Origin of the sequence: Brevibacillus sp. FIR094 (genome assembly GCF_050477165.1) — a bacterium.
GTDB lineage: Bacteria > Bacillota > Bacilli > Brevibacillales > Brevibacillaceae > Brevibacillus.
The window spans coordinates 1-24,829 of the sequence record NZ_JBEAES010000009.1; the positions used below are offsets into that span (position 1 = coordinate 1).

29 protein-coding genes, 1 tRNA gene and 1 riboswitch are annotated in these 24,829 nt (G+C 46.2%); of the genes, 18 read left to right on the top strand and 12 right to left on the bottom strand.

The window, feature by feature from the left end:
- Positions 1-136 precede the first annotated feature (136 nt).
- Positions 137-212, bottom strand: a tRNA-Thr gene (locus tag ACQ5DJ_RS09360).
- A 174-nt stretch (positions 213-386) separates the two neighbouring features.
- Positions 387-1,256 (bottom strand): YitT family protein, encoded by an 870-nt coding sequence (locus tag ACQ5DJ_RS09365; RefSeq protein ID WP_429842213.1) that lies wholly within the window; start codon positions 1,254-1,256, stop codon positions 387-389.
- A gap of 241 nt (positions 1,257-1,497) precedes the next feature.
- Between ACQ5DJ_RS09365 and ACQ5DJ_RS09370 the strand changes: the two genes are divergently transcribed.
- On the top strand, positions 1,498-1,794 hold the full coding sequence (locus ACQ5DJ_RS09370) for a Fur family transcriptional regulator (protein WP_429842214.1): 297 nt from the start codon (positions 1,498-1,500) through the stop codon (positions 1,792-1,794).
- Between the two features lie 68 nt (positions 1,795-1,862).
- Here ACQ5DJ_RS09370 and ACQ5DJ_RS09375 read toward each other — a convergent pair whose 3' ends face one another.
- On the bottom strand, positions 1,863-2,705 hold the full coding sequence (locus ACQ5DJ_RS09375; protein WP_429842215.1) for an aldo/keto reductase: 843 nt from the start codon (positions 2,703-2,705) through the stop codon (positions 1,863-1,865).
- Positions 2,706-2,879: 174 nt separating this feature from the next.
- Here ACQ5DJ_RS09375 and ACQ5DJ_RS09380 point away from each other — a divergent pair, with 174 nt between their 5' ends.
- Together ACQ5DJ_RS09380 and ACQ5DJ_RS09385 are read left to right on the top strand one after the other, a co-directional pair.
- Positions 2,880-3,239 (top strand): winged helix-turn-helix transcriptional regulator, encoded by a 360-nt coding sequence (locus tag ACQ5DJ_RS09380; protein WP_017251146.1) that lies wholly within the window; start codon positions 2,880-2,882, stop codon positions 3,237-3,239.
- 75 nt (positions 3,240-3,314) lie between these two features.
- On the top strand, positions 3,315-4,259 hold the full coding sequence (locus ACQ5DJ_RS09385; RefSeq protein ID WP_429842421.1) for an aldo/keto reductase: 945 nt from the start codon (positions 3,315-3,317) through the stop codon (positions 4,257-4,259).
- 13 nt (positions 4,260-4,272) lie between these two features.
- Here the strand turns inward: ACQ5DJ_RS09385 and ACQ5DJ_RS09390 are convergent, their stop codons facing one another.
- Positions 4,273-5,079, bottom strand: a complete 807-nt coding sequence (locus ACQ5DJ_RS09390; RefSeq protein ID WP_429842216.1) for a serine hydrolase — start codon at positions 5,077-5,079, stop codon at positions 4,273-4,275.
- 169 nt (positions 5,080-5,248) lie between these two features.
- Between ACQ5DJ_RS09390 and ACQ5DJ_RS09395 the strand changes: the two genes are divergently transcribed.
- Positions 5,249-6,361 carry a GerAB/ArcD/ProY family transporter gene (locus ACQ5DJ_RS09395; protein WP_429842217.1) on the top strand — a complete coding sequence of 371 codons (1,113 nt, stop codon included), beginning with the start codon at positions 5,249-5,251 and terminating at the stop codon, positions 6,359-6,361.
- 19 nt (positions 6,362-6,380) lie between these two features.
- On the opposite strand, the gene ACQ5DJ_RS09400 is transcribed toward ACQ5DJ_RS09395, so the two are convergent.
- Both ACQ5DJ_RS09400 and ACQ5DJ_RS09405 read right to left on the bottom strand, forming a co-directional pair.
- Entirely contained in the window at positions 6,381-7,061 is a 681-nt protein-coding gene (locus ACQ5DJ_RS09400; protein WP_429842218.1) for a copper homeostasis protein CutC, read from the bottom strand.
- An 18-nt stretch (positions 7,062-7,079) separates the two neighbouring features.
- A complete protein-coding gene (locus ACQ5DJ_RS09405) occupies positions 7,080-8,087 on the bottom strand; it encodes an asparaginase (RefSeq protein ID WP_429842422.1) in 1,008 nt (335 codons plus the stop codon).
- A gap of 172 nt (positions 8,088-8,259) precedes the next feature.
- Positions 8,260-8,303, top strand: a riboswitch (PreQ1 riboswitch).
- Positions 8,304-8,394: 91 nt separating this feature from the next.
- Between ACQ5DJ_RS09405 and queC the strand changes: the two genes are divergently transcribed.
- The 14 genes from queC (at position 8,395) to ACQ5DJ_RS09475 (ending at position 17,015) form a co-directional block, all read left to right on the top strand.
- A complete protein-coding gene (gene queC, locus ACQ5DJ_RS09410; RefSeq protein ID WP_429842219.1) occupies positions 8,395-9,063 on the top strand; it encodes a 7-cyano-7-deazaguanine synthase QueC in 669 nt (222 codons plus the stop codon).
- Positions 9,063-9,551 (top strand): 6-carboxytetrahydropterin synthase QueD, encoded by a 489-nt coding sequence (gene queD / locus ACQ5DJ_RS09415; protein ID WP_429842220.1) that lies wholly within the window; start codon positions 9,063-9,065, stop codon positions 9,549-9,551. Before queC ends, queD begins: the two co-directional genes overlap by 1 nt.
- Complete coding sequence (gene queE, locus ACQ5DJ_RS09420) at positions 9,548-10,267, top strand: 7-carboxy-7-deazaguanine synthase QueE (protein ID WP_429842221.1); 720 nt, start codon at positions 9,548-9,550, stop codon at positions 10,265-10,267. The genes queD and queE overlap by 4 nt, the downstream gene beginning before the upstream one ends.
- A gap of 42 nt (positions 10,268-10,309) precedes the next feature.
- Positions 10,310-10,807: a preQ(1) synthase gene (gene queF / locus ACQ5DJ_RS09425; protein ID WP_007729714.1), complete on the top strand. Its 498-nt coding sequence runs from the start codon at positions 10,310-10,312 to the stop codon at positions 10,805-10,807.
- 527 nt (positions 10,808-11,334) lie between these two features.
- On the top strand, positions 11,335-12,159 hold the full coding sequence (locus ACQ5DJ_RS09430) for a hypothetical protein (RefSeq protein ID WP_429842222.1): 825 nt from the start codon (positions 11,335-11,337) through the stop codon (positions 12,157-12,159).
- Positions 12,160-12,280: 121 nt separating this feature from the next.
- Positions 12,281-12,484, top strand: a complete 204-nt coding sequence (locus ACQ5DJ_RS09435) for a hypothetical protein (RefSeq protein WP_429842223.1) — start codon at positions 12,281-12,283, stop codon at positions 12,482-12,484.
- A gap of 172 nt (positions 12,485-12,656) precedes the next feature.
- Positions 12,657-13,022: an HsmA family protein gene (locus ACQ5DJ_RS09440; protein WP_429842224.1), complete on the top strand. Its 366-nt coding sequence runs from the start codon at positions 12,657-12,659 to the stop codon at positions 13,020-13,022.
- A 262-nt stretch (positions 13,023-13,284) separates the two neighbouring features.
- Positions 13,285-13,962 (top strand): hypothetical protein, encoded by a 678-nt coding sequence (locus tag ACQ5DJ_RS09445; protein WP_429842225.1) that lies wholly within the window; start codon positions 13,285-13,287, stop codon positions 13,960-13,962.
- 137 nt (positions 13,963-14,099) lie between these two features.
- Entirely contained in the window at positions 14,100-14,456 is a 357-nt protein-coding gene (locus tag ACQ5DJ_RS09450; protein ID WP_429842226.1) for a group I truncated hemoglobin, read from the top strand.
- A 236-nt stretch (positions 14,457-14,692) separates the two neighbouring features.
- Complete coding sequence (locus ACQ5DJ_RS09455) at positions 14,693-14,872, top strand: hypothetical protein (RefSeq protein ID WP_039961628.1); 180 nt, start codon at positions 14,693-14,695, stop codon at positions 14,870-14,872.
- 22 nt (positions 14,873-14,894) lie between these two features.
- Positions 14,895-15,182: an N-acetyltransferase family protein gene (locus ACQ5DJ_RS09460; protein WP_429842227.1), complete on the top strand. Its 288-nt coding sequence runs from the start codon at positions 14,895-14,897 to the stop codon at positions 15,180-15,182.
- 357 nt (positions 15,183-15,539) lie between these two features.
- Positions 15,540-16,103 carry a signal peptidase I gene (gene lepB / locus ACQ5DJ_RS09465; protein ID WP_429842228.1) on the top strand — a complete coding sequence of 188 codons (564 nt, stop codon included), beginning with the start codon at positions 15,540-15,542 and terminating at the stop codon, positions 16,101-16,103.
- Positions 16,104-16,285: 182 nt separating this feature from the next.
- Complete coding sequence (locus ACQ5DJ_RS09470) at positions 16,286-16,567, top strand: hypothetical protein (RefSeq protein WP_429842229.1); 282 nt, start codon at positions 16,286-16,288, stop codon at positions 16,565-16,567.
- A gap of 109 nt (positions 16,568-16,676) precedes the next feature.
- A complete protein-coding gene (locus tag ACQ5DJ_RS09475) occupies positions 16,677-17,015 on the top strand; it encodes a YmaF family protein (protein ID WP_429842230.1) in 339 nt (112 codons plus the stop codon).
- 44 nt (positions 17,016-17,059) lie between these two features.
- Here ACQ5DJ_RS09475 and cydC read toward each other — a convergent pair whose 3' ends face one another.
- The 6 genes from cydC to ACQ5DJ_RS09505 form a co-directional block, all read right to left on the bottom strand.
- Positions 17,060-18,817, bottom strand: a complete 1,758-nt coding sequence (gene cydC, locus ACQ5DJ_RS09480) for a thiol reductant ABC exporter subunit CydC (RefSeq protein WP_429842231.1) — start codon at positions 18,815-18,817, stop codon at positions 17,060-17,062.
- Positions 18,814-20,559, bottom strand: a complete 1,746-nt coding sequence (gene cydD / locus ACQ5DJ_RS09485) for a thiol reductant ABC exporter subunit CydD (protein ID WP_429842232.1) — start codon at positions 20,557-20,559, stop codon at positions 18,814-18,816. Before cydD ends, cydC begins: the two co-directional genes overlap by 4 nt.
- A complete protein-coding gene (gene cydB, locus ACQ5DJ_RS09490; RefSeq protein ID WP_429842233.1) occupies positions 20,559-21,572 on the bottom strand; it encodes a cytochrome d ubiquinol oxidase subunit II in 1,014 nt (337 codons plus the stop codon). Before cydB ends, cydD begins: the two co-directional genes overlap by 1 nt.
- Complete coding sequence (locus tag ACQ5DJ_RS09495) at positions 21,562-22,977, bottom strand: cytochrome ubiquinol oxidase subunit I (RefSeq protein WP_429842234.1); 1,416 nt, start codon at positions 22,975-22,977, stop codon at positions 21,562-21,564. Before ACQ5DJ_RS09495 ends, cydB begins: the two co-directional genes overlap by 11 nt.
- A gap of 468 nt (positions 22,978-23,445) precedes the next feature.
- Positions 23,446-24,201, bottom strand: a complete 756-nt coding sequence (locus ACQ5DJ_RS09500) for a hypothetical protein (protein WP_429842235.1) — start codon at positions 24,199-24,201, stop codon at positions 23,446-23,448.
- A complete protein-coding gene (locus tag ACQ5DJ_RS09505; RefSeq protein WP_429842236.1) occupies positions 24,191-24,775 on the bottom strand; it encodes a sigma-70 family RNA polymerase sigma factor in 585 nt (194 codons plus the stop codon). The genes ACQ5DJ_RS09500 and ACQ5DJ_RS09505 overlap by 11 nt, the downstream gene beginning before the upstream one ends.
- Positions 24,776-24,829: the final 54 nt, after the last annotated feature.

Sequence of the window (24,829 nt, forward strand, 5' to 3'; positions counted from 1 at the left end):
CCAATAAAGTTTGTTACTGGTTCAAAGCTGGCAAATCATTTAATGATAGACTCATCAACGCTTTCGCTGTTCAGTTTTCAAAGAGCATTTTGCGCCATTAAGCGCTTCGTTTCATTTCCTACTACAGATTATGTAGTGGTGCCGGCGATAGGACTTGAACCCACAACCCCCTGATTACAAGTCAGGTGCTCTACCAATTGAGCTACACCGGCATTTGTTAGTTATCGTTGTGTGCGTTTCGTGTGTGTCCCGCTCACGAGATTTAATATAGCACGTATAAATTTTAAATGCAATAGAAAATCTAAAATAATTTCATTCAAAATAAAAATCGAACAAAGAAAAGAGCAGTGGAACAACTTCCCCACCGCTCTTTTCTTCTATAAATATTATCCCGCTCGAAAGCCCTCTCCCAACACTTCCTGAGCAGGGCACAAAATAATGAAAGCATCTGGGTCCACAGAACGCACCATGATTTTCAGCTTACTCACTTCACTTTGGCTAACCACAGCCATGAGCACCTTACGCGCGTCTCCGGTATATCCACCAGCACCGTCCAACAATGTGACACCGCGGTCCAAATCATACAAGATAGTTTCTCTCAGCGTATCTGTTTCATTCGATATGATATAAGCGACTTTGGATGTATTCCAGCCCATCTGAACAATATCAATCGTCTTGCTGGTCACAAATAACGCGATAAGTGCATACAATGCTTTTTCCGGATCGAATACAATCCCTGCAAACAAGATCACGAGTCCATCAAATACAGCTACACATGCACCCAAGCTAAATCCTGAATATTTGTGGAGGATTTGTGATGCAATGGAAAAACCGCCTGTCGATCCTCTCCCCCGAAACACGATACCAATCCCAAGCCCTACCCCGATTCCCCCATAAATACTTGCCAGCAGGAGATTCGTGGTTAACGGCTGCAGGTGACTGGTCAGCATGACACACAACGGGAGAACAATCGAACCAACCGCCGCCTTCAGACTGTATTGCCGATCGAGTAGTTTAAATCCTAATAGAAACAACGGAATATTCATTGCCCATTGCACCACTGCTGGAGAAAAACCAAACAAGTTATGCAAAATCGTAGACAGCCCAGAAACGCCTCCAGAAGCAATTTGGTTTGGATTCAGAAACAGATTGAAACTTGTTGCCAATACTAGTGATCCTAGAACCAGCATGCCGTATTCGAGTACTTTTCGCTGTGGACTGTTCATCTGGATTGCAGTTCGTCTTTTTCGTGCCACATGGTTCCACTCCTGACATTATCACGTAAGCAAAATCCGCACATACACTACCATGTTTTGGTGGAAAAGAAAACCCCTATTTCCTCATCTCTCTTATGTAAGATTTACGCATCCCCCGGAAACATGCACACGCAAGCCAAGAGCTGGATAAGATATCGAAAGAAAAAGTTGACTGCACACAAATTAAAAAGGATAATTACAATATAGTAATTATTATAATTTAAGAGCGGGGTGACCTGTAATGGATCAGCATATTGTCAGTGTCACACAACAAGTAAAGCATCTGGGAAAAAGATTAACCATCCAGAGAAGAGCCGTACTCCTTCTTATGCTTACCACTCGGAAATACTATACAGCCAAAGACGTTTACCATGCTTTGAAAAACGAGATGCCGAACATCACACTCTCAACGGTTTACACCAGCCTGCGCTTTTTCGTAAAAATGGGTATTCTCAAGGAGCATGTTCACCACGACTCCCCCAATCAATTTGAATGTGTGGTAACGATGGAGGACATTCAGTTGCCAGAAGTCATTTGATACTTATTCCTTTTCCTCAACGAAAAAACTCCTGAAATCATCAGGAGTTTTTTGTCTGCCGTCAGCTATTAAAAATCAAAGTTATCCGGGTCTGGACCTACTCGGAGATTTTGATTCAACGCATGAATCATTTCCATATCTTCTTTCGACAGTTCAAAATCAAATACGGATGCATTCTCGATGATTCGATGCTCCTTGGTCGACTTTGGAATGGTCACAACGCCATTTTGCAAATCCCAGCGTAAAATGACTTGGGCAATAGACTTCTCGTATTTTTCTGCAATTCCTTTTAAAACCGGATTGTCCAATAGCTGTCCTTGCATAAGCGGAGACCAAGCTTCGAATTGAATCCCTTGCTCTTTGCAGTAGGCACGCAATTCATCTTGGGACAGGCGCGGATGGAATTCCACTTGGTTCACCATCGGCTTAATCTCAGCGTCTTTAAGCAGTTCCTCTACATGATGAATATGGAAATTGCTTACCCCGATGGCTTTTACCATCCCTTTTTTGTACAGCGTCTCTAATGCTCTCCATGCTTCTTTAAACTTTCCTTCTACTGGCCAGTGAATGAGGTACAAGTCTAAGTATTCCAGCCCGAGTTTTTTCAGGCTCGTCTCACATGCATCCAACGTGGACTCATACCCCAGATCTGAATTCCATACTTTCGAGGTAACAAAAAGATCTTCTCGAGTGATGCCCACTTCCGCCAGACCTGCACGGATTCCACGGCCAACACCTTCTTCGTTGTTATAAATAGCGGCTGTGTCGATACTTCGGTAGCCGTGCTTGATTGCTGTTTTTACAGCAAGCTCGAGCTCCTGACCTTCCTCTACTTTAAAAACTCCCAGACCCAACCAAGGCATTTTTACTCCGTTGTACAGCGTAGTCGTATCTTGCAAATGTTTTGGCATAGCTTTTCTCCTCCATCTTTGTGCTCTATGTTAGGATGACTGTTTCCGGTCGCCCAATGTGCTTCATGTCGTTTGACAAGTGTTATTATGAGAGAGACTAGCAAAAAGAAAAAGTACGCACTTTTTTGTGTGATAGGCACCAAAAAGTACCTATCATTCAGGAGGAAATCAACAGTGAAGAAGAAGTATAACATATCAGTGGAAGCCACACTCGAAGTCATCGGCGGTAAATGGAAATGTGTTATTTTGTGTCACCTGACTCACGGAAAAAAACGTACGAGTGAGTTGAAACGACTGATGCCGGGTATTACCCAGAAGATGCTGACGCAGCAACTTAGAGAGCTTGAAGACGATGGTATCATCAACCGAATTATTTACAATCAGGTTCCGCCAAAAGTGGAGTATGAGCTCAGCGAGTACGGCTGGACCTTGAAAAGTATTCTCGATTCGCTCTGCTTATGGGGCGAAAAGCATATCATTAAGGAATACGGTGACAAGTATGCTGTATTGGAAGAAAGTATCTTAAATCAATAATAGAATGGGAGAAGGTGAAGTGGCTTGGGAGCAATCGAAACACCTGTCTTGCGTAAATTAGGCAGCTCAAACCTGATGCTTTCTCCTCTAGGCCTCGGCTGCTGGCAGTTCAGCAATGGACAAGGAATGGTGGGGAAGTTTTGGCCTGTCATTGGACCTCACGATGTTTTAAAAATTGTGCAGACGAGTTTGCTTGGGGGCATAAACTGGTTTGATACTGCAGAAGTATACGGCAAAGGTCAATCAGAACAGATGCTGGCAAAAGCCTTAAACGACGCCGGACCACTAGCGGATTCCGCTCATATTGCGACGAAATGGTGGCCTGTCCTTCGCACCGCCAAAAGCATCGGGAACACAATCGACGAACGCATTCGTTTGCTCGATAACCACACCATCCATTTGCATCAAGTCCACCAGCCCTACTCCTTGTCTTCTGTTGCAAGCGAAATGAATGAAATGGCCAAGCTCGTCAAGCAAGGCAAGATTCAGAATGTGGGCGTCAGTAACTTTTCCGCCAAAAGTATGCGAGAAGCCGATCGCGTATTGCGTGAGCACGGTCTGCGTCTCATCTCCAATCAAGTGAAATACAGCTTGCTGGACAGAAGGATCGAACAAAACGGGATTCTGGATACGGCAAAAGAGTTGGGCATTGCGATTATCGCCTATTCTCCGCTTGAGCAAGGGATTCTAAGCGGCAAATTTCATAAGAATCCAGCCCTTGTCCAGTCCATTACAGGACCCCGAAAATGGACATCCGCCTTTCGTTCTGCCGGGCTAAAAAAATCTCAGCCCCTCATCACGGTCCTCGAGGAGCTGGCACACAGATACGATGCATCTGCTACACAAATCGCCTTGAACTGGTTGATTCACGCTCATAATGAAACGGTCTTTGCGATTCCAGGCGCTTCCAAAGTCCATCATGCTGAGGAAAATGTCAAAGCCATGCGCTTTTCTTTGACATCGTCTGAATTGCAAGAGATCGATGAAGCCTCCAAGCAGGTTTTAGCCATCAACAAATGAAAAAGCTGCCGAACTAATCGACAGCCAAAGTGGCGAAGTCATACACAGCTCTTCCCAGTAATCCTAGTGTGTTCAGAGCGGATTGCGCGGTTACATCTTTGGATAAGGCCGTAATGGAAAAGCAGCGATTGTTCGTATACAGCAAGCCTACATCATGCTGTCTGCCGGTATCCCAGCCCGATTTACACGGTAGTTCCCATGCAGGATCATTGGATTCTTCCTCATTTGGCAATTGGGACGGCAGACCATTACGGACTTGCTGCTTTTTCATAATGGCAATCATCTCTTTACAGGCACGCTCAGACAAATAACTGCCCGTTGCCATTTGAGCTAGCATACTCGCAACATCCCCAGCAGTTATCTTATTGTTTTCTGTGATGTCGAGTGGATAAATCATCAGCTTGCGTGAATAACAGCTTTGGCGCATTTCCAAATCGATCATGGTCTGGTCGATCTGCGCTTTTCCTACCAAATCAATCAGCATATTTGTCGCCGTATTGTCGCTCTGAATAATCATGAGGGTCACCAAGTCGCGAATCGTAAGCTTCAAACCTGGAGATAGCGCGTACAAAATCCCCGATCCCCCAACCAAATCCTCTTGGCGTAGAACAAGCGGATCATCCAATCGAAAATGCCCTTGCTCGCTTGCTGCGAAAACGGCTGCCATGATCGGCACTTTGATCACACTCTCTGCAATAAACAGCTCGTCTGGTACATGTTCAAAACGGGTTCCGTTCGCAGAGCCTTGTTCCTCCACAACGACACCCCAAGTTCCTTCCGCTTGTCCGATAATGGCCGACAACCTTTTTTCCAGCTCCACACCTTTTCTTCCCTTCTCCTGTTTGGCTTATCGTTTCTTGCCCCTTTCTTTTTATCATACTATTCCGAAAACAAATCAGACAAGTGACGACACCTACTTCCGTTTCGTTTATCCATCCTGAACTTGGAAATAATACGTAAGATAAACCTACGGATCAAGGTGAGACATCATGCAGAACTCCGATAAGATTGGCAGCCGTCAATTTGTCATTCTCGTAACATTCATCACCATAGGAGACTCCATCCTGATCTTACCTTCCGTACCTGCGACTGAGGCGAGTCACGATGGATGGCTATCCGGATTGCTCGGCATGGTACTGGGGTTAGCCATCGTATACTTGTTTTGTGTAGTCGGTCGCATCTACCCTGAACAAACGCTGATTGAAAAGAACAAGCTCATATTTGGACGTTGGCTCGGCACGCTCTTTTCTCTCTTCTTTTTGGGGGCTATATTAATCAACGGCGCTGTCTATATACGGACGATTGGGGAATTCATGACCACACACATCATGAAATCAACACCAATCCATGCTGTCATGTTTTTACTCGTTGCCTGCGCCATATACGCTGTTCGATTAGGTATTGAAGCTTTTGCACGGACCAGCGAAATTTTTTTCCTCTGGTTTGTCCTTACGTTCGTTTCGTTTTTTCTTTTGTTAAGCCCTCAGTTCCAATTCGAGAACCTTTTCCCCTTCTTGGAAAATGGCATAAAGCCCGTCATAAGAGGAATGTTTGCAGTCACGGCTTTTCCCTTCTCGGAGCTGGTTATTTTTCTGATGATTACACCACACCTCGATGTAAAACAAAAGCTCACGTCTGCTTTTTTGCGTGGAGCCATTTACGGTAGTGTTTGTCTGCTTGCCGTCATCTTCTTATCGCTTTTGGTGCTCGGCCCGGAATTGGTTTCCCGTGAGACATTTCCGAGCTACTCCCTCGCCAAACGAGTCCATGTAGGAGAGTTCTTTCAAAGGCAGGAAGCGATGATGGCTCTCATGTGGTTTGTCTCTATTTATTTCAAAGTCGTACTGTATATGTATGGCTTCTGCGTGGGTATAAAGCAGCTTCTCCATTTAAAGGAGCATCAGTCGCTTACCATGCCCATTTGCATCTTATTTGTCGCCATCGCGATTATCATCGTTCCAAACGGAGCTTTTTTATACGAAACGTATACGTATTGGCCATTCTTTGATTTAACAAAAGGATTCTTGTATCCGCTGATTCTCATCGTCGGTTACTGGATACGGAAGCAAATAAAAAACAAGCCGGCATCCCTCCAAAAATAAGATGTCGGCTTGTTGTTGCTTACAGTAGTTGTTTGATGGCTGCCACTCGCTCTGCATCGACGTATCGGAGTGCCTGTCCTTCTTCTCGTACTGCCGATCCAAAATGAACCTCTTTGACACCCGTACGCTTCACGAGGTCTCCCACGTTAGTCAGCGACAATCCGCTTCCTGCCAAAATCGTGAGCTGTGTGTTCTCTGTCAGCTTGACGAGCTGCTCGATGCAATCAGCTCCCTCGATGGCCGTTTTTTTGCCCCCAGAAGTAAGAATCGTACGAACTTGGGGATATTCCAGGAGAATACGCGCTGCTTCGACTTGATCCACAGCATCATCAAAAGCACGGTGGAACGTCACATTCAAAGCACCTGACTCGCCAAGCAACAGCTCCAATCCCCGCTGATCGAGCCTATTTTCTGGAGTCAGCATGCCAAATACGACACCTGCTGCCCCAAGCTCACGGATGATACGCACATCCTGCTGCATGACCGCAAGTTCTTCTGCTGTATAGCAAAACGATTGGCTATGCGGTCGCACCATGACGTTTACCGGGATGGAAACCGCCTTGACCACTGCGTCAATCAATCCCCAGCTCGGAGTAATGCCTCCCTCCAAAATTCCTGAGATGAGCTCCAGCCTGTCAGCTCCGCCCTGCTCCGCACGTTTTGCATCCTCAACTGAAGTCGCAATCACTTCCACTAGCATGATCCTTCGCCTCCGTTTTTAGCGTTTGTTCAAGATAAAAACTGGTCGCTTCTCCCCTACCACCAACTGATTGTCGTTTTTAATGGCTTTTGGCGCCAGCGCATGCAGTCGGTCGATCGTTTCCTGATTATCATACTGAATCTGCTCCAAGATCGATGCAATAATAAGCGGCCATACTAATTCAGAGCCATTCAGTACCTTAAGCGAGAAGCTGAGTCTCTCTTTTTTCAAAGCAAAGCCGTACACGCCCATCGCTCCGCCTTTGGCAATTATATTTTCATCCAGTAAAAGCGCCGTACAGATGAAGTTGTGACTGGCAATGATCTCGGGACTGCTCGTCATCCAGCCTGTCACTCTCCCTACTGCCTCTCGTGTCACGTGATCCTCAATCAGATCCGGGCAAGCGAGCTTTAGATATGCAATCGCCAGGTGCTTGAGTGGCAGCGCAAAAACCGGAAAGCCACAACCGTCAACGCTTAGCTGAACCTGCTCTTTTGGATAGTCAGCCAGGTTGGCAAACACCTCCAATGCCTCCTGTTGCGCTGGATGCTCTGCCTTATAGTAATCATGAGTGGAATATCCTTGATCCTTCGACAGCGCCAAGTACCCCAAATGTTTTCCCGCACAGTTATGAAAGAGCCTGCGTTTTTCTATGCCTTGGGACAAGCAAGTAGACTTCGGCTCCTCGTTGAGCGGATAAGTCGGGCAAGTAAGCAATTCGTCTTCCTGAATGCCAGTCTTTCGTAAAATCGACTCCAAGCCTTCCATATGATAGACTTCACCACGATGTGAGGCCGCAAAGAGTGCTGCTTCGCTGCTGTTCAGTCCGAATTTTTCATCAATTTTACGTTTAGCGATGGGAATGGCTTGAAAGGGCTTAGCTGCGGAGCGCAATAAGGTGATATGGTTCTCATCGCCTGCCCAATAAGCCACCTCGCCTTTTTCATTCACGCCGCATACGATGCCGTTATGTACGTTCTCCAGAATGCCGCCGCGATATTCTTCCACGAAAGGGACATCTCTCATCAAAATCACCCGCTCCACTCCATGTTGATCGATTATGAAAAAACACTAGCAGTAGCACCCTCCATCCGTCAATCTTTTTCCAAGCGATAATCCCCCCACTTCGACGCTGATTGTTGTATAATGTCTCAAGGTGCCCATTTGGGTTCCACAAATAAGAAATCCGTGCATCTGCACGGGAGAGGTTCGCGAACTCCCTCTATAAAAAACTAAGCTGGATAACAGTACCTTTCTTTGGTATTGTTTTTGTTTTTTTGCAGGAAAGTTCAAGAACTCTCTTTCTTCGATCATTAAAAGGAGATGGAGAGCAATGAAAAAGGAAAAAGCCGTTGTCGTCTTTAGCGGAGGTCAGGACAGCACTACCTGCCTGTTTTGGGCGAAAGAGCAATTCGGCGAAGTAGAAACCCTCACGTTTGATTACGGGCAGCGACACAAGCTGGAAATCGAATGCGCCCAGCAAATTGCCGCAGAGCTCGGCGTCAAAAACTCCGTATTGGACATGAGCCTGTTAAACCAGCTCGCGCCCAATGCACTCACCCGCACAGATATTGACATTACCCAGGAAAAAGGCCAATTGCCATCCACGTTCGTCGACGGACGCAACTTGTTGTTCCTTTCCTTTGCGGGCGTTTTCGCCAAGCAACGAGGAGCACGTCACTTGGTTACCGGTGTATGCGAAACGGATTTTAGCGGTTATCCCGACTGCCGTGACGCCTTTATCAAATCACTCAATGTGACATTGAATTTGTCGATGGACTATCCGTTTGTGATTCACACGCCTCTAATGTGGCTGAACAAAGCACAAACGTGGAAGCTGGCGGACGATCTGGGTGCCTTCACCTATATTCGCGAAAAAACCCTCACCTGCTATAACGGCATCAAAGGAGACGGCTGTGGCGAATGCCCTGCCTGCCACCTGCGAAAAGCCGGACTGGACACTTATCTTTCCGAGAAAAATCAACCTGGAGAACAAGCCTGATGAGCGCGAACTTTGATTTTCGTATCGTCGATCGCATGCAGGCACTGGGTACCCATATTCAAAAATCACAGCTTCGCTACCATAACAAACGCGTTTTGGTAAGCAAGGAATTTACTTTTGACGCGGCACATCATCTGCACGCTTATGAAGGAAAGTGCAAAAACCTCCACGGCCATACGTACACGGTTGTCTTCGGCATCAGCGGCTTTCCGGACGAGATCGGACTCGTGATCGATTTCGGTGACATCAAGCAAATCTGGAAAGAGCACATCGAAATTTATTTGGATCATCGCTATCTGAATGAAATGCTCCCTCCGATGAATACGACCGCCGAAAACATGGTCGTGTGGATTTTCGATGAGATGGAAAAGCAATTGCAGTCAGATGCCTACCGCGACCGCTACAACGGCGCTCGGGTGGAGTTCGTTCGCCTGTTCGAGACACCGACCAGCTATGCAGAGGCAAGACGGGAGTGGATGACGGAATGATCCCGGTCTTGGAAATATTCGGCCCTACGATTCAGGGAGAAGGAATGGTTATCGGACAAAAAACGATGTTTGTGCGAACAGCTGGCTGTGACTATCGTTGCAGCTGGTGTGACTCCGCTTTTACATGGGATGGATCTGCCCGCGATGAAATTCAGCAAATGTCACCTGAGGCGATCTGGGAGGAGCTTACCCGTTTAGGCGGGGACCGTTTTTCCCATGTCACAATCTCCGGGGGAAATCCTGCGCTTTTGCCTGGCATCGGCGACTTAATCCCACTGTTGAAGGAGCATGGCATTCGCACAGCAATCGAAACACAAGGCAGCAAGTGGCAAGCATGGCTTCCACTGATTGACGACATTACGATTTCACCGAAGCCGCCTAGTTCCGGGATGGAAACAGATTTTCAAGCACTTGATCGAATTGTACACGAGCTTTTGGAACAAAAACATCCAGGACTTAGCCTGAAAGTGGTTGTTTTCGATGACGCCGACTTTGCCTATGCACAGACGATTCATCAGCGTTTTCCAGAGGTACCTTTCTACTTGCAGCCAGGAAACAGTGATCTGTCGGACGCTGATACACCTCGGCTTCGGGATAAACTGTTGGAGAGCTTTGAATGGCTAATCGATCAGGCGATGGCGACACCTGACATGAATGACGCGAAGGTTCTGCCCCAACTACATGCGCTTGTCTGGGGCAATAAACGAGGCGTGTAAACGATATTTTACTCTCATGGAAGAAAAGAGGACTGTACTCATATGGCACATCAACAAGAACGCGATTTATCCTCCCTCACTCTTTTGGGGAATCAAGGCACAACGTACAACTACTCCTATGACCCGAGCGTACTAGAGTCTTTTGACAACAAGCATCCGTACCGTGATTATTTCGTAAAATTCAACTGCCCGGAATTCACCAGCCTGTGCCCGATTACCGGTCAGCCAGACTTCGCGACGATCTATATCAGTTACATTCCTGACATCAAAATGGTAGAGAGCAAATCGCTCAAGCTGTACTTGTTCAGCTTCCGCAATCACGGCGATTTCCATGAGGATTGTGTCAACGTCATCATGAACGATTTGATCAAGCTGATGGACCCGCGCTACATCGAGGTATGGGGCAAGTTCACTCCGCGTGGTGGCATCTCGATCGATCCGTATTGCAACTACGGAAAACCGGGGACGAAGTACGAGGAGATGGCGAGCCATCGGATGATGAATCATGATATGTATCCAGAGAAAGTAGATAATCGGTAAAGCGAACAGACTATGAGAAAGGAAAAACCCTTATTTATTAAGGGTTTTTCTTATTTTTTCTTCGGATTCTAAGTAGTTATTTCCTCTCATCCAATTCGTAAAAAAGATTTGCGTTTAACCAATCAGGTATTGTGTAAAAGAATGGTCCCTCCGTGGTATGATTTACATATAATCCCATTCTCTTAGGGAGGGATGTCCTTGTGGATATTACCCTTTACATATTTGTTGCCTTTGCTTTGGCTCAACTTGCAAATAGAATCTACACATATAGACTCACTCGGTACAACCTGGATAGCACTGGAATATGCATGATCGGCATCATCATGAGTTTGCATATCAAGGAAGTATTCGTATTTAACACTGTTTTAATTCTGTTCACTGTATTGGGCATTACTTTTTTATGTGGTTATTTTCAAAACCGCAAATATAATGTCGGTCTGGCTCGGTATCGTGTTCCTCCTTTATGGTAACGATACATTTTAGCTGATTGATAATAGGAGGAGATTCACACGACTGAGAAACATCGCATGTCCGTTAATGGCCTGCCTCCGAATGCGCATATTTCATTTCGTGAAAATGTGACGCAACCCGAACTACGTCAGGCCGCTGAGCGTTCTATTGCCACACTCATCGCAAGCTTCGAAAAGAAAGTTGAACAAACCCTTGCCACTGATACATCGAAGTCGAAAGTACAGACAAGTGTCAATGCACAAGATGATCGATCTAACCTACAGTCTATAGACCAGAACATTCCTGATACTGCCCACATTCGGACGCTGGCTATTGTCCCCCCTTTTGATTTCACATGGAGCTGGTTTCTCCCAGATGGAAGTCCTCCCACTTTCCAGAACCTCAATAACGAAACAGGTGAAGTCGGTTTAATCGCCAGAACAGGAGCTGTATCAGGGGAAGGTGGAATGGGTGCCCCAGGCTTCATAGCTGCACATGCGGGTTTTGGCATAATGCTCTCCACAGATCGCGAAGTGACCGCAACAGGATACGCCGCTCGACGTTTTGTACCCAAGTGGCAACTGTCTAGCATTGAATCTGCGGATAGTGTTATGGTTGAGGCAGGCACAGAGTTGACCGTACTGAAGGACGGGCAACTGGTCAACAGTGCGAGTGGGAAGCTGTTCAGCGAAAGTGTACATGGAAACGGTGGCGGTCGTTATGAATCATCCGGTTACGTTGATGTGACCAATCCACCAAGCCTCAGTTTCACAATGTCTCCGGGGCACCAGTACACCTTTAACGTTGGCATTTGGGTATTCTCGAATAAATCGGGTAGCCAACATGCTTTTGCGGAATCATGGTTAAGTGGAGCAGTGCTCTCCATGAGTGTCGTACGATGAGTACACCAGAACCCTTATATAAATAAGGGTTTTTTCCTTTTCCAATTGGAAATCAAGGTCGTAATCGTTGGTGTGATTCTACTCCTTCTGCTACGTTTTAGTGCGGAAGGAGGTGATTACCATGACCAAGCATCTGTATTTCTATGCAAGTTTCGAAGATGCAGCGCGACTCAATCGGGAGTTAATCCAGCTCGGCTACAGGAATTACTATCTGGAGCCACATGAACACCTGGTTGCTTTTATTTTCGAGCCAGTGACCGAAGTGAGTCAAGCGATCTTGAAACACTTGTTTCATGCTGATGGTCCTTCACATCTAGACAGCTAGCTTTGCAGTACCGGTGCTCCTCATTTGAGGGGCATCGGTACCCTTTTATTTTGAATACTTTCCTTATGCAGCATTTTGTTAAGTATTACTGCACAGTTGTTCATCTTATGTTCATGTTCAACGATTACACTTACAAGCGTAGTCAAAAGAAATGAACAGGAGATGATCTTACGTGTTAGCAGCAGCCGTGGTTTTTATAAATCTTGCTCTCATTGCCTATACGATTGGGGTATGGGGCGAAAAACGTTCAGGAAGGCTAAAGTCGAAACACCTTATCTTTTTTGGTTTGGGTTTAGTATTCGACACGATCGGAACAACGTTTATGAAATTGCTCGCAGACGGTTCCAGCTTAAATTTGCATGGCATTACCGGGTTGATCGCTTTGATCTTGATGTTTTTCCATACAGTGTGGGCCTGTGTCGTTCTATGGAAAAAGAATGAACATCAAATCAAGCAGTTCCATAAATTTAGCCTAATCGTATGGATTCTATGGCTTGTACCTTATTCCATTGGTGTAGCTTTAAGCTTTATGAAATAGGAATACTCTCCATTTCGCTCCGCACGCGAACAATCTACCCTTCCCTCAACCCTCTCAACTGATGAGAGGGTCATTTGCTTTTCTCATGGCTGTTCAACATATCGTCAACTTTGCCTAGCATTCGACAATATCTCCTAAAGTAATCAAAAGGATAATCGTATAAAATGTAATAAATTAGTATTTTTAGAAATATACAACACTTCACTACGGCTCGATGATGGTTTTCTAAACAACATTCACCATTTCAGAAAGGTTGATGCTCATGTTTAAAAAAGCACTTATTATCCTGTCATTAAGTTCAGTCATCGTAGTACCCTCTCTAGCCACACAAGCCCAAGGGGCAGCTCTTCCTACACAGGAAAAGGCAACCACCTACGCTTCCAATAAAAAAATCAGAAACGCCATGTACGGTGAAGAAATCTGGGTGTCGCTTACCTCACCTATTCCAGCCGGATGGGTTATCGTTAGAACTTTAGGAACGCAGAACCTGATCAGGAATGTGAATGGTGCTTCTTATGGCTCAGAGGTAGAGGTGCTGCTCGCCTCGCCTATCCCAACCGGATGGGTCATGGTTCGAGCCTTTCGAGGATCGAATGTAATCAAGAATGTAAACGGTGCTTCTTATGGTACGGAGATAGAGGTGATGCTCGCCTCGCCTATTCCAGTCGGATGGGTCATGGTTCGAGCCTTTGGAGGATCGAATGTAATCAGAAATGTTGATGGTGCTTCGTACGGCACGGAGGTAGAAGTGATGCTCGCTTCTCCTATCCCAAAAGGATGGATCATGGTTCGAACCTATGGAGGATCGAATGTGATCAGAAATGTCAATGGTGCTCCTAACGGAACACAGATTGAGGTACTGCAAGCCTCGCCTGTTCCTGAAGGATGGATCATTATCAGTTCAGGTGGAAATTCAAAAGTGATCAGGAAAGTTGGCTAAAACAAGCGCATATGGCATGCATCTAGTCCGCAGGCTGACGTCGAAATGCAATCGGCATCAGCTTGCGGGCTTTTCTTTAATAAGTTTCCATCAATCGTGGAATTATAAGGGAAACAAACGTCCTAAGGGGGCCAATAATGAGCACGTTTTACGAGAAATATGGTGGGGAAGATACGGTCGCAAAAGTAGTGGATTACTTTTATGATTTAGTTTTAGCTGATGATACCGTGAACCACTTTTTCAAAAACACGGATATGGAAAAACAGCGTAAACACCAAACAAAGTTCATCAGTTATGCCCTTGGTGGTCCAAATCAATACACAGGACACTCCATGGCAAAGGTTCACGAAGGGATGAATCTGCAACCCATTCATTTTGATGCCATCGTTACGCATTTGCGTGCTGCCTTGACTCACTTTGGTGTCAGCGAAGAAGATATTGCCGATGCTCTGAGCAAAGTAGAGTCTCTGCGGGATGATATTTTGTATAAATAGCCGAGTATCAAAACGCCTGATGCAATGGTTCAGGGAACCCCTTCCGTTCCCGGACCAGAGCCGACAAACAGACTGACACCTCGACCAAGTAGAATTCGTTTCTCTTAGTGGCCCTTCGTTTTCGATTGGCCATTTTTGGTTTGGTCATACACATTTTGTAAAATTCTTAGCAACTCTATTTTCTTCATTACGTATATGATACGAGTAATGGTTGAACATTGGAGGCAGATTCGAAAATGGAAGATCAATATTTTGTTGGTTGGGGTACATTGGCCCTCATCAACGCTGGACTAGCTCAAGGAAAAAATCGTAGCGGTCTTAATTGGTTTTTTCTCTCTTTATTCCTCGGCCCTATTGCAACGTTAATCATTGTTGTCTGGGAAAAATTGCCAGAGCAGAAAGACTTATCACAGTGAGCATGTTCATAAGGAGGCACGCATGATGCAAATCCGAAATGTCCAAGAGCAAGATTACCTCAAAGTTATTACGGTCATAAACGATGGATGGGGCCGCGAATTATACCACCATTTCTTTCAAACCGTAAAACAAAAAGGATGCGATACGATTCGATGCATTACCTCTCCTGTAAATAAAGGCTCAATCTCCTTCCACACGAAGCTAGGTTTTGCGGTTGAAAAAGGAGATAAAATGGTGGATGGAATCGATGTGACTTCTAATTATGATGGAAAAGGAAACGACCGGGTTACTTTTGTTAAGAAGATTTAATCTTATTGAAACCTTTTTCGCTTTTTCACGTAATTACAGTTAAATTATCCCAAAAGCAGCGGGTGGTTCTCATTCTTAAAGCACTTGGTTTTGGCGCAGCTTTGCAGATTCTATGTTTGATCATAGCAATAACGACTGGGAACATCGATCAAGCTGGCAATTATGCTGAGTACCTTGCATTTGGTCTCATTGCACTAGCTGGACCTTTTATTTCCTGCTCTCATCTGTCCCCAGTGGCATTTTTGCTGTCATCTTTTTCAGCTTTTTTGCTTAATTCCTTTTGGTCACAAGTAACCAAAAATCGCCTTTTCACGTACTAATCAATAGCCACACCAAAGTAATCTTTCACGTGGAAGGATGCGGTTTGATTTGAAGAGCGTAAAAGAAATATGGGGCTGGACCAAAACGTTGGGCATCTCTCTTTCACTTGCGATGCTGGTTAATGTATTTGTTCTCCAACCATTTAAAGTGAATGGACAATCGATGGAACCCACTTTGCAAAACGACGAGCGCATCTATGTGTCGAAATTGTCCCACACCTTCTCTTATCTCCCTGAGTACAACGATATTGTCGTGATCGACAGTCGTGTAGACCGGGATCGTACGTTACAAGATGACATCCTTGAAAATCCTCTACTCATGCTCGCCATGGGGAAAAGCGAAGCCAAAACATTCTGGGTAAAACGAGTCATTGGCAAACCCGGCGATACTTTGGAGTTTAAGAACGAGAGCTTGTATCGGAATGGACAGCCGTTAAACGAGCCGTACATAAAAGAAGAGATGGTCAACGTACCTGATGCCAAAATTGTCATACCAGAAAACCATGTGTTTGTGATGGGAGATAATCGTAACAATAGCGATGATAGTAGAGTCATTGGCGTGATTCCACTCGATCATATCATGGGGAAAAAACTGTTTTAATCAGACGAGAGCCTTTTCCAATGAGGAAGGCTCTTTTTATTTCCTTTTTCATCCGTAACCTCGTTCGCAATCTAATCGTACTAACATCACGAGTTTTATTAATGCTAAACATAATTAATCCAATTAAAGATATGAACCAAAAATCGCTGAAAGGATTTTATGTTTCATTCGAGGGGACTACCATGATAACAAGAACGTTCATACCAGATACAATCCACGCTCATCCGGGGCGAGTAACCGTACCACCACAAACAGAAGTCAAAATCCAAATCGATATTAAAGATCGAAGCTTGGAGATAAAAGACGTGTTTTACACCACAGTCACTGGCCAAAAGTCTGTTTCCATTACCGATAAGGTTATCATTTCTTCGCATCAGTGGGATATCTGGGTTTTTAATGCGCATACCAAGGATGCTGCAACCATTGATAATATTGTAGCTACTTATGCGCAATTATTTGTGTAGCACTGTACATTCTGATAAGGGGTAATTTCAATCATAGACGAATGTCCGTTTCGAAACGCCTGACAAACGCATTTATTAGTGATAAATGCATGCAAAGGGGCGTTTCTTGATGAGCTCTCAGCACTCTCATTCCTTACGCTTTATTCGATTTGCCGATCGGCCTGGGCATTTTCATGGGTATGACACGCTAACAAGCATTTCGGGTCGTCATCGTCACCGAATACGTGGCAGAACGTCACTACCAGAAGGAATGAGAGATCGGCACGTTCATTACTACGAAGGTACTACTACCTTTAATGATGGACATGTGCATCACTACAGGGGATGGACGAGTCCGCCTATTCCACTGCCGGATGGAAGCCATTACCACGAGTTTTCGGGGCAAACCACTTATGATGACGGGCACACTCATTATTACCGGGGTGTAACCAGCGAGGCCCTTTCTTAAGCAAAAAAGGCTGTCCCTCTCCGAAACAGCCTCTCTTCCTCTTCTTATTTTTCCACCACTGATGCCAACGGACAGTCCAATGTGTACAGGTTGCGATACCTTGGATTGTCCTGAAACAACTGCTCATGTGTCCCTCGCATCGAAATGACTCCCTGCTCCATAAAAATGACCTCGTCCATTTGCTCTACACCGCTCAAGTGGTGCGTCACCCAAATCAATGTTTTCCCGTGCAAGACACGGAAGATCGTTGCCATCAGATCGCGTTCAGTCAACGGATCTAATCCCACCGTCGGTTCATCGAGGAGAACAATTGGCTTGTTTTGCAGCAAAATCCGTGCAAGGGCTATACGCTGCCGTTCTCCGCCAGAGAAGCGCAAACCGGTTTCCTGCATCCGTGTTTGATAACCATCCGGTAGGGATTCAATCAGCTGGTCCAGACCAACTTGAGCTGTCACAGCACGCACTTCTTCATCGGACGCATCGGGTCGACCAAGTCTGATGTTATTGGCTACGGTTGTGTCAAACAAATACGGCTGCTGATTCAACACGGAAAACAAACAAGCAGAAGCCTCTTCTGACTGGACAGGCTGCCCATTTACTGTCACCTGACCTGCTTCCGGCTGTATGGCACCTCGAATCAAGTTCAGTATCGTCGATTTGCCAGCTCCGCTACGACCGAGCAACGCAATTTTCCCCCCTTGAGGCACCTCAATAGACACATCCTGCACACTCCAATTGCTAGCTTGTGGGTAGCGAAAATGAACATGATCGAGCTTCAAACTGCCCCCAGCTTGATCAGCCACCTTTTCCTTCTGCGCTTCCACAATGGCCAGACGACTGCCCTCGATCTCCCGAAGCCTTCCCAGAGACTCCTTGTATTCTGGCATTCGCACAACAGCGTCAGAAATACGGGCAAACGCATCCATCAACGGAAATGCGACCAGCCCAATCGCAGCAATCAACGTAGCAGGTATCTGATTCGCAGCGGCAAGTCCGCCCGCCCAGATGACCAGTAAGACAATAGCTCCACCAATTGCACACTGCGACATCCACTGGACTCGCCATTCTCCACGTCGAATAGAGTTTTCGATCTGGGCAGCTGATTTTTGCCGTCTTGTAAACAACTGGAGAAACTGCTGCGTACGACCACTGAGAATCCAGTCACTCATACCAAAAACAGCATCAGTCAGCTCCCGGTATGCTGCCTGTCTCTCCTGCTTGAACCGACGACTCTTGGCAATCGATGACCACAAGACTACTGCCGGTGCAACAAACAGCAGAAAACCACAGTACAACGCCATCAGCAGCGCGAACATTCCATCCATTCTTCCCAGTGCCACAATACCTGCCCCATAGAGGAGGACCGCCGATACAGCTGGCAGCACCAAGCGCAGATAGACATTCTGGAGTTGCTCGATGTCATCCGCAAGTACACCAAGCAGATCTCCCGTACGAAAACGAGTGCGGAGGAGTTGTGCTTGCGGCTCGATAGCTTGGTACAAACGCACACGCATACGCGATAACACACGCAAAGCTGCATCGTGTCCAACCAAACGCTCTAGGTACTGAATGACTGCTTTGCTAAAGCCAAAAGCCCGGACAAGTACGATAGGAACATAGACCATTAAGACGTTTTCAGGCTTGAGTGCGGAGCGGGAGATCAGATACCCGGACGTATAAAGTAAAGCGCCAGCACATGCCACTGCCAAGGTCCCCAGCAAAGCAGCTGCGGCAAACTGCCAGAAAAACTGGCGAAAGTATGGAAGAAACCACCCCTGATTGCCTTCTCGTGCTTCCTTCATCCTTTCTCCCCCTTGGCACCAGCTGTCAACAACCGATAAAATACGCTTTTTTGTGCAACGAGCTGTTCATACGTACCCGCTTCCACCAGTCGTCCCTGGTCGATTACCCAAATCCAATCCATGTCTCGCATCCAATGCAAGCGATGTGTGGCCAAAAATATGCGCCTGTCCCCCAACACCGACAACATGGTCTGTTTTAGCTCCCATTCCGTTTCAACATCTAAGTGAGCGGTCGGCTCGTCGAGCAAAATCACTGGTCGGTTGCCAAGCAGCGCACGTCCCAATGCAACCCGCTGTGCCTGTCCGCCACTTAACGTACGGCCCCCTTCGCCAATGATTTCGTCACAGCCATTTGGCAAGCCGTCCACCAGCTCTGCCAGACCGACATCACGAATCACCTGCTCCACCTGTTCCTGCGACGCTTCCGGCTCGTAGAAGCGAATGTTATCCGCCAACGATTGATTGAATAAATACGGATGCTGTGGAATGTAAGCGATTTGCCGCTGCCACTCCTGTTTCGCATCCCCCATAATGGGTTGCCCATCTACTTGTATCACACCAGCTTCAGGATCAGAAAAGCCGCCTAGCACTCCGAGAAGGGTTGATTTCCCAGCTCCGCTCGCCCCCACAATGCCCACTCTTCTCATGTTGCTGCCCAATTCCGCAGATACCTCACCCAGTAGCTGTCTGCCATCCTCACCGACGACCCGAACATCGGACAAAGTAATCGTTCCATCCCATACACCTGTCAGAGACGTCTGGCTATTCGTTGCTTGTGGTTTCGCCTTATGTTCATCCGTGTCGGCACTGTCGATAATGGTACGAATAGTTCCCAACGCTTCCTTGCCATCTAATGAGGCGTGGTAGTCCGATCCCAGCATCCGTACTGGCAAAAAGTATTCCGGTGCAAGAATCAGGATGACCAATGCCGTTTCAAATCCAAAGTTCCCTTCAATCAGCCGCAACCCAAGACCGACCGCCACAAACGCAACCGACAGCATGCTGAAGAAGTCGAGTGCCAAGGAAGACAAGAAGGCTACACGCAACGTACGCATCGTAGCGGATCGATATTGATCGCTCACTCTACCGACGGTCTCCCCATGGTCTTTGCTGCGTCCCAAAAACCGGAGCGTCGCAAGCCCGCGAAGCGAATCGGTGAAGTGATGGGAAAGCATTCGATACGAGCGCCATTGTTTGTCTGCTTGTTTACGCGCCGCCAGACCGAGTACGATAAAAAATCCAATGAGAACAGGCATCGTTACTGTCAGGATCAGTCCAGAAATCACATCTTGCATGTAAACAAATGCCAGAAGCGGCAACGTAACAAAAACCATATCTAGCGTACGCGGAACAGACAACTCCAGGTAGGTACGTACACGATCTACACCTTCTAGGACAAGCGTAACAAGCTTTCCGCTTCCTTCGCTGGCGGCAAAACGTGGACCACGCTCGAACAAGCGGGATAGAACTCGCCCTTGCAAAAACTCACTGGAAGCTTCAGCAAAACGGCCAGCGACCTTCTTTTGCAGCCAAACGATGGTATGACGAGCGGCTATCGTGACCAAAAACAGTACAAGCGGCTGATACGCCATTTGAACCGCTTGGCCTTCAAACAAGATCGCGATCGACTTCGCCAAAAGCAGTGCCTGACCGATAATCGCCACACTTTGTAGGAGGGAAAGACCGGCTAGCAGCAGCATAACCGGTCGGATTCCTTGTAATCGGAACAATTCCTTGTCCATTAGTACTCCAAATGATCCTTTTCAGTGACTCGTTTATGGAAAACGAAGTAGCTCCAAGCCTGATAGGCTAGTACAAACGGTAAAAGCACTGCTGCAACAATGGTCATTGCTTTTAACGTATATGGACTCGAAGCTGCATTATAGAGGGTCAAATCAAACGCGCTATCAATCGTGCTGACCATCACCCGTGGGAACAATCCGATAAACATCGAGACGAACGTCAACAGAATCATCGCACCTGTCATCCCGAAAGCCCATCCTTCCCTGCCTTGTCTCAAGAAGTGGCGAGCCAGTACAAAAGCGATAACACCTAACAGTACAGCTGCTGTCAACAAAACACCCTGGCGCTCAAACAGATCGGTTACCATGAATGTCCACCCTACAAGCACCGCCATGAGAATCGCTTGCATCGGCAATAGCTTTGCTGCCAGTACACGTGATTTTTTACGCAGCTCCCCTACCGTGCGCAGTGAGATGAAGTTCAGACCGTGCAGCAAGCATAGTCCTGTAACTGTCACTCCTGCCCACAACGAGTACCCATTCACAATGTCTGAGAGCCCAGCAGTCATTTCCATATTCTGATCAATCGGCACACCTTTCACCAGGCTGGCAAAGATCATACCGAACAACATCGGCGGTACAAAGCTTCCAATCAGAATCGCTGCGTCCCACGTCTTTTTCCAAGCCTCACCTTTCTCTTTGCCTCTAAATTCAAATGCTACCCCGCGTCCAATCAACGCAAGCAGAATCAGCGTAAGCACGAGATAATACCCGCTAAACATCGTGGAATACCACTCCGGAAACGCTGCGAACATCGCACCAGCCGCTGTAATCAGCCAAACTTCATTGGCATCCCAGAACGGACCAATCGTATTGATCAAAACCCGAGTTTGCAAATCATTTCGTGATAGCAGGCGCGTCGCCATGCCAACACCAAAGTCAAAGCCTTCGAGAAAGAAAAATCCGGTAAACAGAACGGCAATGAGCAGGAACCACAGTTCATTAAGCTCCATAACGTTCACTCCTTACACGATCAAATGGATCCTGAAGCTGTAAATCCTCTACTTCCTCATGACTATCCATATCCGGTCCTTTTTTGGCTACACGAGCAAACAGATAAGCCAAGAGGCAAAGCAGGATGAGATAAATCGTCGTGAAGGCGATGAGAGAGAACCATACCTCTCCTGTGCTAATGCTTGGCGAAACCGAATCTTCCACACGTAGTAGCCCGAATACCGTCCACGGCTGACGCCCTACCTCCGTCATAATCCACCCAGCTGAGTTTGCGATGAACGGTAGTGAGATACCCGCAACCATCAACTGCATGAACCGCTTGTTTGGCTGTTCCAGCTTTTTGCGGAAGGTCAGATATGCCCCGTACAAAGCCAACAAAATCATTGCACTTCCGCCCGCTACCATGATGCGGAAGCTCCAGAAGGTCGTCCGAACTGGTGGAATGTAGTTTCCTGGACCGTAGGTTTTCTCATACTCTGCCTGCAATTCCAACATGCCCGGTACAGAACCTGAAAGTGAGTTGTACGTCAGAACGCTAAGCAAATAAGGAATTTTTATCTCAAAACCGTTTTCTTGTTTTTCTGGATCAATCGTTGCAAAAACCGTCCAAGGAGCTGGGTCTGAGCTTGTTTCCCACAGTCCTTCACTCGCAGCCATTTTCATCGGTTGGGTAGCAACCAAATACTGTGCCTGACCATGACCAAATTGAGCAATAGCAAGCGAGGAAATCAATGCTACCACGATCGCAATTTTGAAAGATTGCACAAAGAATGTAACGTCTTGTTTTTTCAACAGCTTCCAAGCACTGATACCTGCTACCAAGAAGGCACCTGTCGCAAATGCCGCAAATACGGTATGCGGGAATTCATATAGTAATTGTCCATTGGTAAGGAGTGCGAAGAAATCGACCATCTCTGCACGTCCGTTATTGATTGCGAAGCCGACTGGCTGCTGCATGAACGAGTTGGCTGCCAGAATCCAAAGAGCCGAAAGAATCGTTCCTATGGATACGAGCCAAATACATGCGAGATGCACACCTTTGGACAAACGATCCCAACCGAACACCCATAGTCCAATAAAAGTCGATTCGAGGAAGAACGCTAAAAGGGCCTCAATCGCTAGCGGAGTTCCAAATACGTCGCCAACGAATCGCGAGAAATCAGACCAGTTCATCCCAAATTGGAACTCCTGCATAATCCCTGTCACGATCCCGACAGCAAAATTTATGAGCAAAAAGGTTCCCCAAAACTTGGCCATTTTTTTGTACAAGTCATTCTTTTTTATCACATACATCGTTTCCATAATGGCTACTAATAATGACAGCCCGATGGAAATCGGCACAAAAACAAAATGAAAGATAGTTGTTATCGCAAATTGAAGTCGTCCCAAATCCACTATATCCATGTACAAGATCCCTTTCTCTTCGCGTTTTGGCCTTTATGTACCGGAATTATACCCGTGGGGAAACCCGCATTTATTACGACTTTGTGAAAAATATCACAAATATATGTGAAAAAATTCACAAATGATTCTCTCTCTTGTAACCCCCTTTGCGCCTTCATCATCGTGAGAGAGTTTTTTGTTTGTTTTACCCTGTATATTTCCGGTCATGTACAATTGTAGCAGGACTTTTGACCCTAGAGGGTGTCCGATTCGTTACATGATTTTTAACAGACTGTGACTGTTTCGGATTTTTCCTTGATTTGAGCTAGACTTATGCGCCTCTACTTATTTTATTGATTGTGTAATTTGTTCATTTCCTTTTAAAATCTCATAGCAGTAATCGTACGTAGAAAAAATGGACCCTTTTACGGGCCCATCTTTCCCCTATTCAGTTAACAAAGCCCCGAGTAAAAATGCGCTAACAACCACTTATTTTTTGGCAGATTTCGTTGACAAGGATTCGATGATGTTGCCAAGGGTGGCAGTATCAATGTCCTTCTTATGGTACAGTTCAACCGTGAATCCTTCATGCTCCCAAATCACGATTCCGTTGGCGAAATATACCTTTTTCCCGCCAATGGTTTCGATCTTGACACCCTCTGTCGTGCTGATGCCGTTTTCGCCACCCTTTGAAATCAAGAAGGAAATAAACTCTTCCTCTTCCCCTTTTTCATACTGAACTTCTACCATACCCTCGCCTTGAATGAGCGTGTTGTAATAGGAATAATGCTCTGGCATCCATGTCGGTACGGGAAAGTCCATTTTGCTAGCTGCGCGTGCTTCTTCCAATGTCATCTGTGGGTGTTCCTTTAGTTCTATAGGTTCATTGATTCCTTGGGTATCGGACTGTGCAGCAGGCAGCTCTTTATCATATTGGGTAATTTCCATGTTCCCGACCTGAAAGCGTGCCAAGATCGTCTGGAGCATTCCTTGGGCAAACGATGTAGTCGAGAATGCACCTAAAAGGCAAACAACAGCAACAGCACTAACTGTGGCAGCTTTCCATTTATTCGTTTTCATATAGATCCCGTCCTTTTTACTATCATGTAGTTGTATGTTTCCTGATTCCAATTTGAATTTCAGCCGATTGTATATGTTGGCTTTTGGAGTGGTGTCATCCAGCTCCAGATCAGTAAGCAAGTCGGTGAGTTCACGAAAATCATCTAGATCATGCTTACTCTTCATAACGGAAACCCCCTTTTTGCAATTCTTTTTGTAGCTTTTTTAGACATCTGTAGAGCACGACGCCGATATTTGAACCGCTGACACCAAGCAGGTCTGCGATTTCCGCGTTTTTTAGTCCAGCCGCATATTTCATGGCGATGATATTGCGTTCTTTTTCACTCAGCTTTGCCAGAGCTTGAAATAACGCTTGATGATTGTCGCCCTTGATTACAATTTCTTCCGGAGATGACTTCGGCAGAACCATATCCAGAATAGAATCTAGTGAAAAACTCATTCTTTTTTTCTGTGAGCGGAAGTAATCTGTCACTGCGTTTCTGGCGATTGCAAACAACCAGACTTCAAAGTTTGATTTAGCAGGTGAATAACTGCTGTATTTAGAAATAACAACTTCAAACACATGGCTACATATTTCTTCAGCTGCATAGTGATTGTTGATGCGATAGCAAATATATTTGTAGACGCGCTTGTAATACGCACCGTATATTTGGGCAAACGTTTCGGTCGACATGCTTTCTGTTTGCCTATCGTTTTCTTCGTTTTGGCAGATGCCTGTGTTCACTTGGGCGATCTCCAACTACTCCCCCTCCCTTCTAAATGGAATGAACAAATTGCGCAATTTGTTTGGTTG